The 17,134-nt window shown below is 72.2% G+C and carries 16 protein-coding genes and 1 riboswitch; of the genes, 7 read left to right on the top strand and 9 right to left on the bottom strand.

What is annotated here, in order from left to right; genetic code table 11:
- Window positions 1-95 precede the first annotated feature (95 nt).
- Both BCF74_RS10650 and BCF74_RS10645 read left to right on the top strand, forming a co-directional pair.
- Window positions 96-1,598 carry a PepSY-associated TM helix domain-containing protein gene (locus BCF74_RS10650; protein ID WP_106297938.1) on the top strand — a complete coding sequence of 501 codons (1,503 nt, stop codon included), beginning with the start codon at window positions 96-98 and terminating at the stop codon, window positions 1,596-1,598.
- 173 nt (window positions 1,599-1,771) lie between these two features.
- On the top strand, window positions 1,772-2,068 hold the full coding sequence (locus tag BCF74_RS10645; protein ID WP_106297937.1) for an antitoxin: 297 nt from the start codon (window positions 1,772-1,774) through the stop codon (window positions 2,066-2,068).
- Window positions 2,069-2,077: 9 nt separating this feature from the next.
- Here the strand turns inward: BCF74_RS10645 and BCF74_RS10640 are convergent, their stop codons facing one another.
- Window positions 2,078-3,187: a DNA polymerase IV gene (locus tag BCF74_RS10640; RefSeq protein WP_106297956.1), complete on the bottom strand. Its 1,110-nt coding sequence runs from the start codon at window positions 3,185-3,187 to the stop codon at window positions 2,078-2,080.
- 193 nt (window positions 3,188-3,380) lie between these two features.
- On the opposite strand from BCF74_RS10640, the gene BCF74_RS10635 reads away from it, so the two are divergent.
- On the top strand, window positions 3,381-4,475 hold the full coding sequence (locus BCF74_RS10635; RefSeq protein WP_106297936.1) for an SLC13 family permease: 1,095 nt from the start codon (window positions 3,381-3,383) through the stop codon (window positions 4,473-4,475).
- 39 nt (window positions 4,476-4,514) lie between these two features.
- Here the strand turns inward: BCF74_RS10635 and BCF74_RS10630 are convergent, their stop codons facing one another.
- From BCF74_RS10630 to BCF74_RS10615, 4 genes are all read right to left on the bottom strand, one after another.
- Window positions 4,515-5,375, bottom strand: coding sequence for an alpha/beta hydrolase family protein (locus tag BCF74_RS10630; protein ID WP_106297935.1), 861 nt, complete (start codon window positions 5,373-5,375; stop codon window positions 4,515-4,517).
- Window positions 5,376-5,430: 55 nt separating this feature from the next.
- Window positions 5,431-6,681, bottom strand: coding sequence for an MFS transporter (locus BCF74_RS10625; protein ID WP_106297934.1), 1,251 nt, complete (start codon window positions 6,679-6,681; stop codon window positions 5,431-5,433).
- A 142-nt stretch (window positions 6,682-6,823) separates the two neighbouring features.
- Entirely contained in the window at window positions 6,824-9,181 is a 2,358-nt protein-coding gene (locus tag BCF74_RS10620; protein WP_245889298.1) for an ATP-binding cassette domain-containing protein, read from the bottom strand.
- Between the two features lie 7 nt (window positions 9,182-9,188).
- Complete coding sequence (locus BCF74_RS10615) at window positions 9,189-9,845, bottom strand: ECF transporter S component (RefSeq protein ID WP_106297933.1); 657 nt, start codon at window positions 9,843-9,845, stop codon at window positions 9,189-9,191.
- A 79-nt stretch (window positions 9,846-9,924) separates the two neighbouring features.
- A riboswitch (TPP riboswitch) is annotated at window positions 9,925-10,027 on the bottom strand.
- Window positions 10,028-10,076: 49 nt separating this feature from the next.
- Between BCF74_RS10615 and BCF74_RS10610 the strand changes: the two genes are divergently transcribed.
- Both BCF74_RS10610 and BCF74_RS10605 read left to right on the top strand, forming a co-directional pair.
- Window positions 10,077-10,346, top strand: a complete 270-nt coding sequence (locus tag BCF74_RS10610; protein WP_106297932.1) for a DUF4235 domain-containing protein — start codon at window positions 10,077-10,079, stop codon at window positions 10,344-10,346.
- A gap of 172 nt (window positions 10,347-10,518) precedes the next feature.
- Window positions 10,519-11,082 (top strand): helix-turn-helix domain-containing protein, encoded by a 564-nt coding sequence (locus BCF74_RS10605; RefSeq protein WP_106297931.1) that lies wholly within the window; start codon window positions 10,519-10,521, stop codon window positions 11,080-11,082.
- Here the strand turns inward: BCF74_RS10605 and hutI are convergent.
- Genes hutI through BCF74_RS10590 form a run of 3 tightly spaced genes read right to left on the bottom strand, consistent with a single transcriptional unit; the run spans window position 11,054 to window position 14,830 of the window.
- Window positions 11,054-12,277, bottom strand: coding sequence for an imidazolonepropionase (gene hutI / locus BCF74_RS10600; RefSeq protein WP_106297930.1), 1,224 nt, complete (start codon window positions 12,275-12,277; stop codon window positions 11,054-11,056). The two genes, BCF74_RS10605 and hutI, sit on opposite strands and share 29 nt — an antisense overlap.
- A gap of 19 nt (window positions 12,278-12,296) precedes the next feature.
- Window positions 12,297-13,631 carry a formimidoylglutamate deiminase gene (locus BCF74_RS10595; protein ID WP_106297929.1) on the bottom strand — a complete coding sequence of 445 codons (1,335 nt, stop codon included), beginning with the start codon at window positions 13,629-13,631 and terminating at the stop codon, window positions 12,297-12,299.
- On the bottom strand, window positions 13,628-14,830 hold the full coding sequence (locus BCF74_RS10590) for an allantoate amidohydrolase (RefSeq protein ID WP_106297954.1): 1,203 nt from the start codon (window positions 14,828-14,830) through the stop codon (window positions 13,628-13,630). Before BCF74_RS10590 ends, BCF74_RS10595 begins: the two co-directional genes overlap by 4 nt.
- A gap of 199 nt (window positions 14,831-15,029) precedes the next feature.
- Between BCF74_RS10590 and BCF74_RS10585 the strand changes: the two genes are divergently transcribed.
- Both BCF74_RS10585 and BCF74_RS10580 read left to right on the top strand, forming a co-directional pair.
- Window positions 15,030-15,515: an aminoacyl-tRNA deacylase gene (locus BCF74_RS10585; protein ID WP_106297928.1), complete on the top strand. Its 486-nt coding sequence runs from the start codon at window positions 15,030-15,032 to the stop codon at window positions 15,513-15,515.
- A gap of 144 nt (window positions 15,516-15,659) precedes the next feature.
- Window positions 15,660-16,148 (top strand): YybH family protein, encoded by a 489-nt coding sequence (locus tag BCF74_RS10580; RefSeq protein ID WP_106297927.1) that lies wholly within the window; start codon window positions 15,660-15,662, stop codon window positions 16,146-16,148.
- On the opposite strand, the gene BCF74_RS10575 is transcribed toward BCF74_RS10580, so the two are convergent.
- On the bottom strand, window positions 16,141-17,082 hold the full coding sequence (locus tag BCF74_RS10575) for an ArsR/SmtB family transcription factor (RefSeq protein WP_106297926.1): 942 nt from the start codon (window positions 17,080-17,082) through the stop codon (window positions 16,141-16,143). The genes BCF74_RS10580 and BCF74_RS10575 overlap by 8 nt on opposite strands.
- Between the last annotated feature and the right edge of the window lie 52 nt (window positions 17,083-17,134).

Genomic DNA, 17,134 nt, shown 5'->3' with positions numbered 1-17,134 from the left:
CCCTTCCCCCTTTCCTGCTCCCCGGCGACGACCGTCGCCGGGTCGAGCGGCGCGCTCCCGCGCGCCTCCCCGTCCTGTCCACGTGAGGAACACCCATGTCCGTCATCGACGACCCCAGCCGACCCACCACGGCACCACCCGAACCCGAGCCCACCGCACCGGAACCACCCACACCCGAGCCGACCGCAGCGCGCCCAGCCGTGGCGCGCGGACGGCATACCGGCCTGTTCCGGGCCTTCTGGCGATGGCACTTCTATGCCTCGGTCATCGTCATCCCCGTCCTGCTCACCCTGGCGATCACCGGGCTGATCTACCTCTTCCGGTTCCAGATCGAGCCGGCACTCAACAGCGAGCTCATGCGCGTCCAGGCCCCGGCGGGCGAGACGGTGCTGCCCTACGAGATGCAGCGCTACTCCGTCTCGCAGGCCTACCCCGACGACCAGATCGTCTCGATGACCGAGCCCTCCGCCGCCGACGAGAGCACCCGCTTCACGCTCACGACGGCGGACGAGGAGACGCGTGACGTCTTCGTCGACCCCTACACGGCCAAGGTTCTCGGCGGCCTCAACCCCGACACCACCCTGAGCGGGACGGCGATCCGCATCCATGCCGACCTCATGGCCGGACGCACCGGCGAGCTCATCATGGAGCTCGGCGCCTGCTGGGCGCTCATCATGGCGATCACCGGCTACTACCTCTTCTTCAAGGGGCGCCGGGCGCGAAAACGCCAGCGGGACAAGGGTGCTCGCGGTGCGCGGCTGCGCTGGACCCACGCCGGCATCGGCTCCTTCGTCGGGGTTGGCCTGCTCCTGCTCATCGTCTCGGGCCTGCCCTGGACGGGCGTCTGGGGAGCCCAGGTGCAGGGGCTGCTCACGAAGACGGGTCAGTCGTTCTGGTCCCAGGACGAGGGCGCGTTGTCGAACCCGACGTCGACGCTCGACGAGTCCCTGCCGCACAGCCATCACGTCGTGCCCTGGGCGCAGGAGAAGTCGCCGGTGCCCGACTCCGACCCCGGCGCCGCGGGCACTGCTGGCTCCGAAGGGGCCGAGGGCGGCGAGGTGTCCGTGGCCAACGTCGACACCGCGGTCACGGTCGCCGCGCGCACCGGGTTGGAGCGGCCGCTGACGGTCGCCTTCCCGCGCGACGAGTCCGGGGTGTTCTCGGTCATCGGCTACGCCTTCAACGACCCGGCCAAGGAGCGCACCGTGCACATCGACCAGTACGGCGCGAACGTGGCCAGCACGTATGGCTACGACGACTACCCCGCGCTGGCGAAGGTGGTCTCGCAGGGGATCGCGCTGCATGAGGGGCGCCGCTTCGGCACCGTCAACATGATCCTCACGACCGTGTTCTGCCTCGCCGTGATCGCCGCGTGCATCACCGGCCCGGTCATGTGGTGGCGGCGCCGGCCGCGCGGCACCGGGTCCCTCGGCGCTCCACGTGGCCGTATGCCGTTGGCGAGCAGCCCGTGGCTCGCCGTCGGTGTCGTGGCGCTGGGGGTGTTCCTGCCGGTGCTCGGGGTGTCGTTGGCGCTCGTGCTCCTGCTCGACCGGCTGGTGCTGTCGCGGTTGCCGGCCACGCGTCGCTTCTTCGCGTGACGGCTCCGCCGTCGCCCGTCCGCGCGAAGCGGGTGGGCGACGGCGGAGGTCGGTCGTCGACCAGCCGCGCGCCGCACCCACGTCGTCGGGCGACTCACATCCAATCCTCGGGAACGTGGGGCAGGCTGAGAGCGTTGGACCGGACCGACCCCAGATTCGACAAGGAGCAGGTCATGGCACGTCTCGGAAAGCTCGGCGCCCTCGCAGGTGCCGCCGCGGCAGCGAAGAAATACATCCAGGAGAACCCGGAGAAGGCCGACCAGTACCTCGGCAAGGCCGCGGACTTCGCGAACAAGCGCACCAAGGGCAAGTACTCGCGCCAGATCGACAGCGCCTCGGGCAAGGCCCGCGACGCCGTCATCGGCAAGAACCGCGGTGTCGGCGGGGCGGCCCCCCAGCCCGGTCAGCCCGGCACGAACCCGAACGACCCGCAGGCGCCCGGTGGCGCCCCGCGGGCCGGCAGCTGGTGACGAGCTGAGCTAGTCCGACGGGGGCGTGGCGGCCGGGCCGCCACGCCCCGTCGTGCGCGGCGGCTCGTAGCCACCTTCCGGGGGCACCATCTCGGCGCGCACCCCGAGCAGCCGGATCGGCCGATCGTCACCGAGCCCGCGCAGCAGGTCGAGCGCCGTCTGCGCGATGACGGCGGCGTCGAACGTCGGCTCGGCCAGCTTCCGGATCCGCGTCGTCGTGAAGAACGGCGCGAACCGCACCTTGAGGTGCACCCGCGCGCAGGCGCGCCCCTCGGCCCGGATGTCCTCGACCACTTGATCGGCCAGCGCGGCCACAGCCGCCTCGACCTCGACCGCCTCGGTGAGGTCGCGCTGGTAGGTCGTCTCCCGCCCGTGCGCCCGCGCCACCCACGGGGTGTCGTCGATGACGGTCGCGCCCAGTCCCTGCCCGAGGCGCCGGTAGTGCGGCCCCATCCGCGGCCCGAACTCCTCGACGAGGGCCGCCTCGTCCGCCTCCGCCAGCTGCGCGACCGTCTCGTAGCCCCGTCCCGCCAGCCGCGCTGCGATCCGCTTGCCGACACCCCACAGCGCCGTCGTCGGCCGCTCCCCCATCACCTCGAACCAGTTGTCCGCCGTGAGGACGAACGTCCCGCGCGGCTTGCCGAAGTCGGTGGCGATCTTCGCCCGCACCGTCGTGTCGCCGACACCGACCGAGCAGTGCAGCCGGGTCGCGGCGAGCACCGCCTCGCGCAACCGGTCGGCATAGGCGACCGCGTCCGCGACGTCGTCCCCGTCGAGCTCGATCCCGACGAACGCCTCGTCCCAGCCGAGCACCTGGACCACGGCCGCCGGCTGCGCCCGCACCGTCGCCATGACCTCCGCCGAGGCGGTCTCGTATGCCGGTGCGTCGACAGGCAGGAACGTCGCCTCCGGCGCCTTCCGCGCGGCAAGGCGCAACGGCATACCGGAATGCACGCCGAAGGCGCGTGCCTCGTAGGACGCGGTCGAGACGACCGCTCGCTCGCTCGGGTCGCCGCGGCCGCCGACGATCACCGGCCGGCCCGCGAGCTCGGGCCGGCGGAGGACCTCGACGGCCGCGATGAACTGGTCGAGGTCGACGTGCAGCACCCAGCGGGCCATGCCCCCAGTCTGCCGCGAGGCGCCCAAGGCGCAGCGTCACCAGCCCACCCACGTCGGCAAACGTCTGCACAGCTGCGCTGGGGTGCAGCACTGCAGAGCACCGGAGGGGCGATGAGACGCGCACAGATCGCGCCCACGGACAGGAGTACCTTCAGGACGCCATGACGACCTCTGCCACCGCACCCGCGCTCCCGTGACCGGGGCGGAGCTCGCCGACCTCGCGACCCGCATCGGGCCGGTCATGCTCTTCCTCGTCACGATGACCGTCGTCGCCGAAGTCGCCCAGATCGCCGGGGTCTTCGACGTCGCCGCGCACTGGACGGCTCGCGCCGGGCGGCACCGGACCTGGCTGCTGTGGCTTCTCGTCGTCGCCCTCGCCGTCGTCTGCACCATCGTCCTCAGCATCGACACGACCGCCGTCCTGCTCACGCCGGTCGTCATCGCCGTGGCACGCCAGCTGCGCCTGCCGGCCATGCCGTTCGCCCTGACCACCGTGTGGCTCGCGAACACCGCGTCACTCCTCCTGCCCGTCTCGAACCTCACGAACCTCATTGCGCTGCACCACTTCTCGCGACTCGGGCTCGGCACCCACGAGTACGTCGCCCTCGCCTGGCGTCCGGCCCTTGCCGCCATCGTCGCGACGGTCGCGGTGCTGTTCGTCATGCACCGACGCGAGCTGCTGACGCGCTATGCACCCGAGGCGCCGGACGACCCGCACGACCGCACCCTGCTCGTCATCGCCGCGATCGTGTGCGTCGCGCTCGGGCCGGCGTTCGTCAGCGGCGTGACGCCCGCAATCCCGGCCACCGTGGCCGCCGTCGTCCTCGTCGTGGCCCTCGCCGTCCGGCGCCGCGACCAGCTGTCCGAGGTTCAGGTGCCGTGGGTCATGGTGCTGCTCGTCTGCGTCCTCTTCGTCGCGATCGACGTCGCGCTCCGACACGGTCTCGAACCCGTCCTCTCCTCACTCGCCGGCACCGGGTCGTCGTCGGCCGACCTGTGGCGGGTCGGCGCGACCGGGGCACTCACCGCGAACCTCGTCAACAACCTCCCCGCCTACCTCGCGCTCGAACCCGTCGCGGCCGACACCCCGGCCCGTCTCATGGCCCTCCTCATCGGCGTCAACGCCGGTTCGATCGTCACCGTGTGGGGCTCGCTCGCGACCGTGTTGTGGCGGGCGCGGTGCCGCCGCGCCGGGGTCGCCGTGCCCCTCGTCCCGTATGCCGCCCGCAGCCTCGTGTGCGCCCTCGCCGCCGTGGGTGCGGGGCTGCTCGCCCTCACCTTGGGATGACCGAGCGACCCGGAACGCCCGGTCAGGTGACCCGCACAGTCAGGCCCGGCTGAGCGCAGCGCGCAACCACATCGCGACCTCGGCCGCGAACGAGCCGGGGTGGCGCACCCAGGCGAAGTGGTCGATCGGCGGCCCGTCCTCACCCTCGGGACGAGTGACGAAGCGGTGCTCGACCGTCGCCCCGGCGAGCTTGCCGACGAGGTGGTCGACCGAGCCCTGCGGTGCGAGATGGTCGTTGTCGAGGGCGACCGCGAGGACCGGGAGCTCGATGTCGGCGAAGTCGGGTTCGCGCGCTGGCACACCTCCGCTGTCCTCGAGAAGCAGCGCTCCACCACGGGCATAGCGGGCCCACTCGCGCATGAGCCGGCGAGGCTGGCGCCCACCGAAGCCGAGCCGGTGACCCGGCCAGTGGCCGCGCACCGCCGCCACCGCGCCGAGGGCCTGGGTCTGCGCGAGCAGCCTGAGCCGGCGCGGGTAGCTGCGCCAGTAGGGCGAGCCCGAGCCGACGAGGACGAGGGCGCCCACCGGCGTCTCGTGCGTCGCGAGGTGCACGATCGCCACCTGTCCACCGAAGGAGTGGCCGAGCAGCGCCAGCTGCCGGCCGGCATACCGCTCCTGCGCGACGGCGACCGTCGCGGACACCAAATCGGCGACCGCGGCATACCCGAAGTCGTGACGACGGCTCGCACGCGGGCGGCTCACGCCCTGCCCCGGGAAGTCGGCGACGAGGGTCGCGATCCCCTCTGCGGCAAGGGCTTTCACGAACGGTCCGTAGTAGCCCGCGGCCACGCCGAGCGCCGGCAGCAGCACGACGACCGGGTCGTCGGGGCCACCCGCGTCCACACCGACGACGGTCGTGTGCCCGCCGCCCGGCAGGTCGAGATCGGTCACGTGCTCCACGCGAGAACCGTATGCCGCCCGTCACCCATGACCGGCACCGGCCGTCGGTCCACCGTCAGCCTGCGGCCTTCTCGACGGCCTCGGTGCCGGACCGGGCCTCGGCGTCCGTGCGGGGCAGCGTCTCGCGGGCGCGCGCCCACGGGATCGTCGCGAGCAGGCTGAGCACCCCGGTCGCCGCGAAGGCCAGGGCGAAGCTGCCCGAGTCCACCAGGGCCCCAGCGAGGATCGGGCCGATGATCGCGCCGGCGTCGGCCGACATCTGGAAGCTCGCCAGTGCCGGCCCGCCGTTGCGGCCCTGGCCCACGATGTCGGCCATCGCGGCCTGCTGGGACGGATTGAGCGCACCCGACCCGAGCCCGGCGATGATCGACAGCACGACGAGCACGGGGAACGACGACGCAAGCCCCGTGGCGATTGTCGCCACCCCGGCGACGGCAAGCCCGCCGATGATGAACGGGCGACGCCCCATCCGGTCGCTGAGCCGCCCGGCGACGTTCATCCCGACGGCGTTGCCGCCGGCATAGATCGCGAGGACAGCGCCGGCGAGCCACGGCTCCTTGCCGATGTTGGCTGCGACGAAAAGCGGGATGATCGCGTTGCGGACCCCAAAGTTCGCCCAACCGTTCGCGAACCCCGACACGAGGCCAGCCCGATAGGCGTTGTCCTGCAACGCTTCCCGTGCGGTGAACACCGGCAGCACCGGCGCGTCCGGCGCGGGCCGCAGCGACGCCCCGCTGATGAAGATCGCGACGAGAGCCGCAGCGAGAACCAGCGCACCGGCATACGCAAGGAAGGGCACGCGCAGTCCGAGGCCACCGAGGGCGCCACCAACGGCGGGACCACCGATGCCGCCGATAAGGAACGCCGAGCCGTAGGCCGACGAGACGCGCCCCCGGATCGACGGCGGCGCGAGGCGCACGATGAGGGCGGTCGCGGAGACGGTGAACATCACCGAGCCGATGCCGCCGAGGCCACGGAAGACGAGGAGCTGCCAGTAGCTCTGCGCGAACGCCGTGGCTGCCGTCGAGGCCGCGACGATGAGCAGGCCGGCGAGGTAGATCGGTCGCTCACCGACCCGGCCGATGAGACTGCCACCGGCCGGTGCGAAGACGAGCCGGAAGAACGCGAAGACACTGACGACGATCGCGCTCGCGGTCGCGCCGACGCCGAAGCTCTGCGCGAACTGCGGCAGCACCGGCGTGATGAGCCCGAACCCGAGAGCGATGACGAAGGCCGACGCGACGAGGACCCAGATCTCGCGGGGGATGCGGACGCGCTCGGGGTGCGTCAGGGCGGGTGTGCTCATGCGTGGCAGGCGAGGCGGCTCATGTCGGGTGCAAGTATGCCGCCCGCTCCGGGCATTCCCGCCCGTCCCGAGCTCACCCAATTGGACAGTTGGGGACACCGGCCCTGCCAGCAACCCGTCCCGAGCTCACCCAATTGGACAGTTAGGGACGAGTGAGCAGGGCCGGGGCCACGACGGCAACGGCGATGGGCAGCAGGGAGGCGAGCACGACGAGCGTGTCCGGCCAGCGCCACGGCGCCACCGCGAACCACGTCCGCCGCGCCGCCGTCGCGAACCCGCGGGCGTCCATCGCGACGGCGAGGTCGGCCGCGAGCCGCAACGTCCGCACGAGCAGCCCGAACGTCACGACGGCGAGGTGCCGGACGAGCGGCACGGGCCGCCATCCGTCGACGCCCCGCACCCGCCGGGCGAGCCCGATCTCGGTCCATACCTGACCGAACGTGTGCACCCGTTGCAGCGCCGCGGCGACCGCCACGACGGGCCGGGCGGGCAGACGCAGCCGCTGGGCGAGGTGGTCGCCCAGCCGGTCGGGGTCGACGAGCGGCAGCAGCACCGCGGAGGGGAAGACGATGATGAGCACGCGCAACGCGGCCGTGATCGCGGTGGTGAGGTCGTTCCCGCCGAGCAGCCAGGTCGACCAGCCGACCGAGAGGGCACCGAGGGCTCCGGGACACATGCGGAACAGCACGCGTCGTACCCGCCCGCTCGGCCGCTTCCCCCGACCCACCGCCGTGAGCGCCACGACGGCGAGCACGAACTGGACTGCGAGGACGGTCAGGGACACGCTCCAGTGGTCCGGAATGATGCCCGCCGGGATCGCGAGCACCGCCCCGGCGAGGAGCGCGAGCGGGCCGGCGCGGGCCGCGAGCAGCCGCTGGGTGGCCGGCGGCTCCGGCGGCCGGGGTGGCGGCGCGAGCTCGACGACGGTCTGTGCACGCTCGATGAGTGCGGCGTCGTGCGTGGAGACGACGATCGCCCCGCCGGCCTCGCGGTAGTCCCGCAGCAGCCCGACGACCGCAGCCCAGGTGTGCCGGTCCTGCCCGACCGTGGGCTCGTCGAGCAGGAGCAGCGGCGGCCGGTGCAGGATCGCGGCGGCGATCGCGAGCCGGCGCTGCTCGCCGCCGGAGAGCTCCCGCGGATCAGCCCCCTCGAGCTCGTCCAGCCCGAGGACAGCGAGCAGTGCCCGTGCCTCCGCGACCCGTTCGTCCCCGTCCTCGCCGAGGGCCCGCGACGCGACGAGCACCTCGTCGAGGACCGTCGAGGCGACGATCGTCGAGCTCGACCACTGGGGGACCCACCCGAGGGCTGCCGCGAGCTCGCGGGAGGTGAGGTCGGCGACGGGTCGGTCACCCGCTCGGACCTCCCCCTGCGCCGGGGTGAGGGCGCCCGCGAAGGCGAGCAGGACGGTGGACTTGCCGGAGCCACTGGGTCCGACGAGCGCGGTCGAGGTGGCCGCCGCCGGTGACAGCGGCTCTCCCAGGACCGCCGCCGGCTGGGTGCGGGTCGAGCCGTCGACGAGCCGCGTCGTGCGCTCGATCGTCAGGGCAGAGGCGGCGACGGACTGCTCGCCCTCGACCGTCCAATTGGGTGAGTTTTTCCCGCTTCCTGTGGCGGCATCCGTCCAATTGGGTGAGTTTTTCACGGTGGTGAGCGGGGTGGGGTTCGGCTCGCCGGGCACCCAGATGCCCATGTCGAGGAGTCGCTGTCGCTCGGCCGCGAGCACCTCACGCACCGGCCCGTCCGCGACGAGCCGCCCGTCGTCGTCGAGGACGAGCATCCGGTCGACGAGACCCACCCACGGCCCGATGAGGTGCTCGACGACCACGGTCGTGACCGGGTATGCCGCGAGCGCGCCTTCCACGCTCGCGCGCACCTGAGCCGCGTGGCCGGGGTCGAGCATCGCCGTGGGCTCGTCGAGGAGGAGGACCGACGGGGTGAGTGCGAGCGCGCCCGCGAGGGCGAGGCGCTGGGTCTCGCCGCCGGAGAGTGCACTGGTCGGGGTGTCGAGCGGCTTGTCGAGGCCGACGGCCGCGAGCGCGGCGCGGATCGCCGGTTCCATGTCGGCCCGCGGCAGCGCGACGTTCTCGAGACCGAAGGCGACGTCGCGCCCGACCGTCGAGGCGACGATCCCGGCGCCCGGCTCTTGGAGGACGAGACCGACCTCGCCGGCGCGCGTTCCCGGCGCGTGCCCGTCGAGGGTGACCGAGCCGCTGAGCTCGCCCGCGTCGGCGGTCTCGAGCAGACCCGCCATTGCACGGAGCAGCGTGGACTTGCCGGCCCCGCTGGGTCCGGCAAGCAGCACGCGCTCTCCCGGTTCGAGGGTGAGCGTGACGTCGCGCAGGACCGGTTCGCGCCGACCGTACGGGCGCCAGGTCACTCCGTCGAGGACGACCCGGCCGCCGGCACGTTCGGCCTCGTCGGCCCTGCGGGGCCCGCCCGAACCGCCAGCGTGCGTGCTGGACGCCGGCGGCTCGGGCGTGGAGGTCTGGCTGGACGTCACCGACCGCTCAGACAGCTCGGGACTCCCGCTGCTCCTGCCCGGGCGGGAACGCGTTGAGCGCTCCGGCCGCCGCGAGCGCCCGGGTGAGCAGCCACCCACCCGCGCCGGCGATGACGGCACCCGAGATGGCGAGGAACGCGGCATACGCGAGCTTCCACCCGAAGGACCAGTCGGCGATCCAAGTGAACGACTCGTAGAAGGCGGCGAACGGTCCGGCCATCGCGCCGGCGAGCACCGCGGCGGCGATGCCGAAGGCGCGGTAGCCGAGGAGTGCGAAGACGAGCTCGGTGCCGAGGCCCTGCACGATGCCGGAGACGAGGACGGTCGCGCCCCATTCGGTGCCCGGGATCATCGAGACGAGGGCTGCGACGACCTCGCAGAACAAGGCGGCGCCGGGGCGGCGCACGACGAGCCCGCCGACGACTCCGGCGATGAACCACGGGCCGGTGAGGAGCCCCTGCATGGGTGGGAACGCGAACGAGATCGCCGACAGCGGCCCGTTGTAGAAGACGCCCCAGCCCCAGAAGGCGATGCCGAGGGCCGCGCCGAGGAAGGCGATCGTGAGGATGTCGACGGTCCGCCAGCCCATGAGGGGGCGGGTCGCGAGGATGCTGCCGCCGCGGCCGGTGTGGGCCGGGGTCGACGTCGTGGTCGGTGCTGCCATGTTTCTTCTCCCGTGGTCTCCGGGCGCGCGCCCGGTGGATACGGGGAGGTGGGCGGACGGCATACGGATGCAGCCCACGTCACCTGAGAACTCGACTCCCTACGCCGGTGCGAACCGGATCAGGTGTGAGGGTCTGCGGTTGCCCGCACTCTCAGCGCCGAAGCGCTCCCCTGTCGTGTGACAGATCCACCTTACTCCTGCCGCTGTGGCAGAGTGGATCCCGTGGGAAGCATGGTGTGGAAGATCCTCGGAACCGGCTCGGCGATCGCTGCTGGCCTTGCGGCGACCAAGATCGCGGACCAGGTCTGGCAGAAGGCCGGGCAGGACGTGTCGATCGACCCCAAGGACCCCGACTCCCCCGTCATGGCGGCACTCGCCTATGCGGCTCTGACGGGTCTCGCGGCCGGTATCGCCCGGACGATGGCGACGCGCAAGGCCGCCCAGTTCTACGCTCGCTCGGCGGGTCACAAGCCCGCCGAGATCCGCGACCGCGACCTCTGAGTCCGCTTCCCAGGGGGTCCGCGACCGCCACACGACCACCTAGGTGTCGCAACGTTGATGACGGATAAGTGTGTACGAACACTTATCCGTCATCAACGCTGCGAGCGAAGGGTGCCGCCGACCCTGTGGACAACGCCCCTGGTGGTCCGAGCGGATTTGTCATCGTGGGGAAATGCCCCGACCCACCCAGCAGTGGCCCTCCGACATGGCGCGCACCGTGTTGCGCCGAGCCCGCCGGGAACAACGTCTGACCCAGCGTGAGCTCGCCGAACGGTCCGGCATCAGCCAGAACGTCATCGCTCGCTATGAGTCGCGGCAGCAGCAGCCCAGCGTCGCGGCCCTCGAGCGGCTGGTGGCGGCCTGCGGGCTCGAGCTCGGCTGGACGCTGACGAAGCGGAGCGGACCGGGCCCGGACCTGAGGTTTCCCGGGCCGCTCGGACGTCGACTCACGGCCCAGCGAGAGCGGATTCTCCAGGTGCTCTCCGAGGCCGGGGTGAGCGACCCGACGATCTACGGTGGCGTCGCCGATGGGAGCGAGCCAGTGGGATGCACGGTCTACATCGCGGTGACCCCACCAGCAGGACGCGACCGCATCGGGCTGATGGTCGCGTCGGGCCACATCAGCCTGATGCTCGGGGCTCCGGTCCGGGTGCTGCCCCGCGAGGAAATGCTGGACTACGGCTACGACGCCAGCGACGGCGTGCCGCTCATTCCCCCGTCCGATCCGCAGCCGTAGCCAGCGTCCGGGCGATGGGGACGCCCGCGCGATAGGCAAGGTGCAGGTGACTCGGCGCCTCGAGCACGGCGAGGTCAGCCGGTCCCCCGACGGCGACGCGCCCGACGTCACCCCGGCGCAACGCCTTCGCGGACCCGGCCGTCGCGGCATACACGGCCTCGCTCGGCGTCATCCCCATCTCGCGAACCGCTAGGGCGATGACGAACGGCATCGAGTCCGAGTAGCACGTCCCCGGGTTGCAGTCGGTCGCCAACGCCACGCTCACCCCGGCGTCGAGGAGGGCGCGGGCGTCGGGGTAGGGCGAGCGCGTCGAGAACTCGACCCCGGGCAGCAGGGTCGCGCACGTCGTGTCGGCGGCCTGCACCAGGGCATCGACATCGGCGTCGGAGAGGTAGGTGCAGTGGTCGACACTCGCCGCGCCGAGCTCGACGGCGAGCTGCACGCCGGGACCCGGACCGAGCTGGTTGCCGTGGACCCGCAGCTCCAGGCCGGCGTCGCGAGCGGCGAGCAGGATGGCGCGCGACTCGTCCTCGGTGAAGGCGTGCGGGGAGTTCGGCTCGCAGAAGACGTCCGCCCACCGGGCGTACGGAGCACAGGCTTCCAGCATGGGCCCGGTGACGAGGTCGACGTATGCCGTCCGGTCGCCGCGCGCTTCCTCCGGCACGACGTGGGCGCCGAGGAAGGTCGTCTCCGGGGTGAGCTCGCGGGCGATGCGCAACGCGCGGGCCTCGTCCTCGACGGTGAGGCCGTAGCCGCTCTTGATCTCGACCGTCGTCGTCCCCTGGGCGCGCATCTCGGCGACGCGGGCGGCGACGAGCTCGCGCAGTCGCTCGTCAGAGGCGGCGCGGGTCGCGGCGACGGAGACACCGATGCCGCCGCCGTCGTAGCGCTCCCCCGTCATCCGAGCCGCGAACTCCGCCGCCCGGTCCCCGTCGAAGACGAGGTGGCTGTGGCTGTCGACGAACCCGGGCAGCACCGCCCGACCCTCGAGGTCGACCCGACGATCCGCGGCGGGCGCGTCGGCGCTCTCACCGACCCACGCGACCAGGCCGTCCTCGACGACGACGGCGGCATCGCGGCGCATGCCGAGCCCGACCTCGCCGGTGCCGTCGCAGGTGACGAGCTCGCCGATGCCGACGTAGGCGGTGCTGCCCGTGGGTTCGGGCGCGCCATGGGCGTGGACGGTGCTGGTCATTGGGCGTGGACGGTGCTGGTCATGATGTGCTCCTCACTGCCGCAATGGCTTCTGCCACGACGTCGTCGACGGGTCCGAGACGGTGCACGCCGGCCGACACCACCCGCTCTCCCCCGACGACGACCTCCCTGACATCGGCACCGGTCGCGGCGAACACCACCTGGCCCGGGGCCACCCCACCCGTGCGGCGGCTGTCGGTGCGCACCGACACGAAGTCCGCGAGCTGACCCACACGCAGCTCGCCGCCGTCCCAGCCGAGACTGCGGTAGCCGGCGCTCGTCGCCATCTCGAGCAGGTCCGCGACGCCGAACCTGCCTCGCTCGTGACTCTTGAGCCGCTCGTGCATCTCGATACCGCGCAGCTCCTCGAACGGGTCGATGACGGCGTGCTGGTCCGACCCGAGACTGATCGACACCCCTTGTCCGGCCAGCTCGCACGCCGGGCCGATGCCGTCGGCGAGGTCGCGCTCGGTCGTCGGACAGAAGCACGCCGCCGCACCGGAGCACCCCATGAGCTCGAGGTCGATGTCCGACAAGTGCGTGGCATGGACGGCGGTGAAGCCCTCACGCAGCAGCCCCGCATCAGCCAGGTGCTCGACCGGGCTTGCGCCGTAGACCATCTCCGTCGTGATGTTCTCCGCGACCTGCTCGCTGACGTGCGCGTGCACCGGACGCTCCCCGAGCGCGCTCACCGCCGACGCGAACTCCGCGAGCTGGGCGCCCGTGAGCGCGCGCACCGAATGCGCGGCTGCGCCGATGCGCACGAGGTCGCTGTCTCGCAGCTCACGGACCCGGGCGGCCCAGGCCTCGACAGACCCGTCGGAGAACCGCTGCTGCACCTCGTCCAGCGGTAGGTGCCCGTCCGAGGACAGGCCGCCCGCGAGGTAGCACGTGTCGAGCAGCGTGAGCCGGATCCCAACCTCCTCGGCCGCGGCGATGAGTGCGGCGCCCATGGCGTTGGGGTCGGAGTACGGGCGCCCGCCGACATCGTGATGGAGGTAGTGGAACTCACCGACAACGGTGTATCCCGCGGCGAGCATCTCCGCGAAAACCCCTCTCGCGAGGGCGAAGTAGGTGTCCGGGTTGAGCTGCTCGGTCACGGCATACATCTGGTCCCGCCACGTCCAGAAGTTGCCACCGTCACCGTGGGTGCGCCCACGCAGCATCCGATGGAACGCGTGGCTGTGCGCGTTCGCCAGACCCGGGAGGGTGACGCCGCGCAGGCGGATGTCGTTCTCCCGAGCGGTTGTTCGCGGCATCACCTCGGTGATCCGGCCACCGTCCGTCGTGATTCGCACGCCGGCGTGGACCTTGTCGGGGAGCTGGGCGTGTTCGCACCAGTAGGTCGTCGTCATGTCGCGTCACCTCCGGCGAGGTCTGCCAGCACGGTCGCGAGGGCGTCGACGCCGGCGAGGCAGTCCTCCGAGGTCGCGAACTCCTCCGGCGAGTGCGAGATGCCCGTGGGGTTGCGGACGAAGAGCATCGCCGTGGGCACCCCGGCGTTCGCGAGGATGCCGGCGTCGTGGCCGGCTCCGGTCCCGATGACCGGTATGCCGCCCAGTCGCGTCGCGAGGCGCCGCGCCAGTCCCGGGTCGAAGGGTGTCGACCCGGTCCAAGAGTCCTCGACGACGAGGCCGCCGAACTCCTCGACGACCTCGGTGACGTCCGCGACGACCCGACGCACGGCCGCCTCGTCGGCGCCGCGGGCGTCGAGCCAGCCGGTGACCTCGCTCGGGATGGCGTTGACGCCACCGGGGGTGACGGCAACTTTGCCGACGGTCGCGACGCAGCCGTGGGTCTCGGCGGCGCGGCGGGCGGCGATGACAGCGGCAGCGAAGCCGAGCATCGCGTCCTCGCGGTCCTCGAGCCGGGTCGTGCCGGCGTGGTTGGCCTCGCCGAGGGTGCGCAGCCGCCAGCGGCCGTGCGGCCAGATGTCGCTGCCGACCGCGACGGGCACGTCCTCGTCGAGGGTCGAGAGGTGGCGACCCTGCTCGACGTGCAGCTCGACGAAGGTGCCGACGCGACGCACCGTCTCGGCGTCGGGGCCGAGCTCGGCGGGGTCGCGGCCCGCCGCCCCGAGCGCCTCGGCCATCGAGACACCGTCGGCGTCCGTGAGGGAGCGGGCCCGGTCCGCCGTCATGGCGCCGGTGAGGACGCGCGACCCGGCGCAGGCCACCCCGAAGCGGGCCCCCTCCTCGTCGACGAAGTTCACGATGCCGATGGGCCGATCCGGCTCGAACCCCTTGTCCCGCAACGTATCCAGGGCAGCGAAGGCCGACACGACGCCCAGCGGGCCGTCGAATGCCCCACCGTCAGGCACCGAGTCGAGGTGCGACCCCGTGACGACACCCGGGCGACCGGCGGCGAGGGCGGCGTCGGGGTCGCCCCACCACACCCACTGGTTCCCGACCCGGTCCGTCGTGACGTCGAGCCCGCGACGCTCCGCCTCGGCGACGAACCACTCGCGCAGGGTCGCGTCCTCACGCGTCCAGGCGAAGCGTCGGTAGCCGCCGGAGCCTCCGTCTCGGCCGATGGGCTCGAGGTCCCGCCACATGGCGCTGAAGGTCACGTCGCCTCTTCTCGTTCGTCGGGGTCGGACTGGTCGGTCTGGTGGGTTCAGGTCGGTTCGATTCGGATCTGGGCGGTCGGGTCGCGCTTGTCCTCGCCCATTCCACACCGTGAGGCGGCCGCGCGAGGCGCGCCGACGGCATACCTGTCCGAAATGCCAGACGGGACCCACCTAGAGTCGTGCCATGACCGACCCCCAGGCGACCGAAGGCGCCCAGCGCGCGGCGAAGGCTCTCGGCGAGAGCGGCATCGAGCACACGATCTCGACCTATGGCCGGGCGAACTCGCTCGCGGAGTCGGCGGCACTGCGCGGGGTCGAGCCGCGCGACATCATCAAGTCGCTCGTCGTGCGGCGCGGCGAGCAGGACTACGTCTTCGTGCTCGTGCCCGGGGACCGCGAGATCTCATGGCCGAAGCTGCGCGCCCACCTCGGCGTCAACCGGCTGTCGATGCCGCCGGCGGCCGAGGCGAAGGACGCGACGGGCTACGAGCGCGGGACGATCACGCCGTTCGGGTCGACGACGGCATGGCCGGTCATCGCCGACACGACGGTCGCGGGGCGGGTCATCTCGATGGGTGCCGGCGCACACGGCGTCGGGGTGACGGCGGACGCCGATGACGTGCTGCGCGTGCTCGGCGCCGACGTCGCCGACGTCACCGACCCCCACTGATTGCCGATTCCGTTCACCCTCCCCCGACTGATTGCCGATTCCGTGCGCACACACCGCTGACCCTTCGACCCACGTCGAAGGAGTTCCTCGTGCGCCGTGGTGGTGCTGTGCTGTCTCCCCCATCACCACGTCCCGGAGGATCCGATGCTCACCACGCGCCACTCCCTCGCCGCGGCAGTCCTCGCAGCGGCCGCACTCCTCACCACGGCTCCGCCCGTCACCGCCGCCCCCGCGGAGCAGCAGGCCACGGGGTGCGCCCGTCAGCTCGAGGCTCGCGTCGACGACCACCTGAACGCGATCACTGAACGCGACCTCACGGCATACGCTTCGACGCTGCACGAGGACGTCGTGCTGATCTTCCCGGACGGCAGCTCGGTGGAGGGCAAGGACGCTGTCGTCGCCCTCCACGACCAGCTGTTCACCGACGGCGACTCGTGGCGGCAGGACTTCCTGGACGTCGACAGCACCGTGAGCGGCTGCCGAACGGCATGGACCAGGGTCGAGTACACCTACATCGCCTACGCGCCGGATGGCACGGAGCTGGGTCGTTCGCACGCACTGTTCACCCTCACATGGACGCGTGAGGGAGGCACGTGGCTCGTTCTCGCGGACCAGAACACGAAGATCAGCTGAACCACGGCCGGGCTCGGTCGCGCTCGTAGACCACCGACCGACCCACGCGACGCCGCGTCAGCAGGCCGGCCCGGTACAGGACGGAGACGTGCGTTGCGACTGTCGACAGGGGCAACCGCAGCCTCTCCGCCAGCTCCGTCGTGGACCGACCCTCGTCCAGCGCCTGGAGCACCCTCCATCGGGTGTCCCCGATCATCCGGGCGGCCGCGCGCACCCGACGTTCCCGATGCCGGGAACCCTCAACGATCTCCAGACCCACCGGGTAGGAGATGCAGGCGGGCGCGGTCTCCAGCGCCAGCCTGGGCACGCTGTCGACGAGACTCGGCACGACGACCAACCCGGCAGCGCCCACGTTGGTCGTGCGCCGACGTCCGCGATCGACGAGCAGCGCCCCGTCGCCTGCCCAGCGGACCCGGGGATGCAAGGTGTCGAGAGTGCCCGCCAGCCCCTCGGTCCCGAGGAGATGCGATCGCATCTGGCACTCCTCGTCCAGTGCGTGCTCGAGATCCGGCCAGACCCGTGCCAGACCGTGGCGCCACAGCAGGGAGAGCTCGGCGACGAGGACGGTGGTGATCTGCCCGGCCTCGAGCAGACGGCGGGCCCGGGGCATGGGCCGCCCGGTCTGGCTCAGCTGGTCGTCCACTGCGCTGTCCGCGAGGGCGCGGATGACGTCCAGCTCGTCATCCGCGCTCGGGCGGGCCGCAGGCAGGGGCGGCGCCACGAGCGGCATGTAGCCGCGGCCTCCGCGCGGCACCAGCTCCGCCACGAGCGGCGTACGGTCCAGCGCGCCACCAACCACGTCGCGCGCCCGCCCCCAGACGGGGTGCCGCTCACCCGAAGCGGCCAGTCTCAGGAAGGCCGAGAGCGTGCCGAGCGGTGACACCCCCCACCGCACACGAGCCATCGCCCCGGGCGACAGCTCGATCCGTTCCACGACGACATGCCACCACCTCGATCGGGCCGTCCGGATCGTCGTGACCGGAACG

The organism is Knoellia remsis (genome assembly GCF_003002895.1).
GTDB lineage: Bacteria > Actinomycetota > Actinomycetes > Actinomycetales > Dermatophilaceae > Knoellia > Knoellia remsis.
Note: the sequence above shows the minus strand (reverse complement) of the source record. Positions and strands in the feature narration are given on the sequence as shown.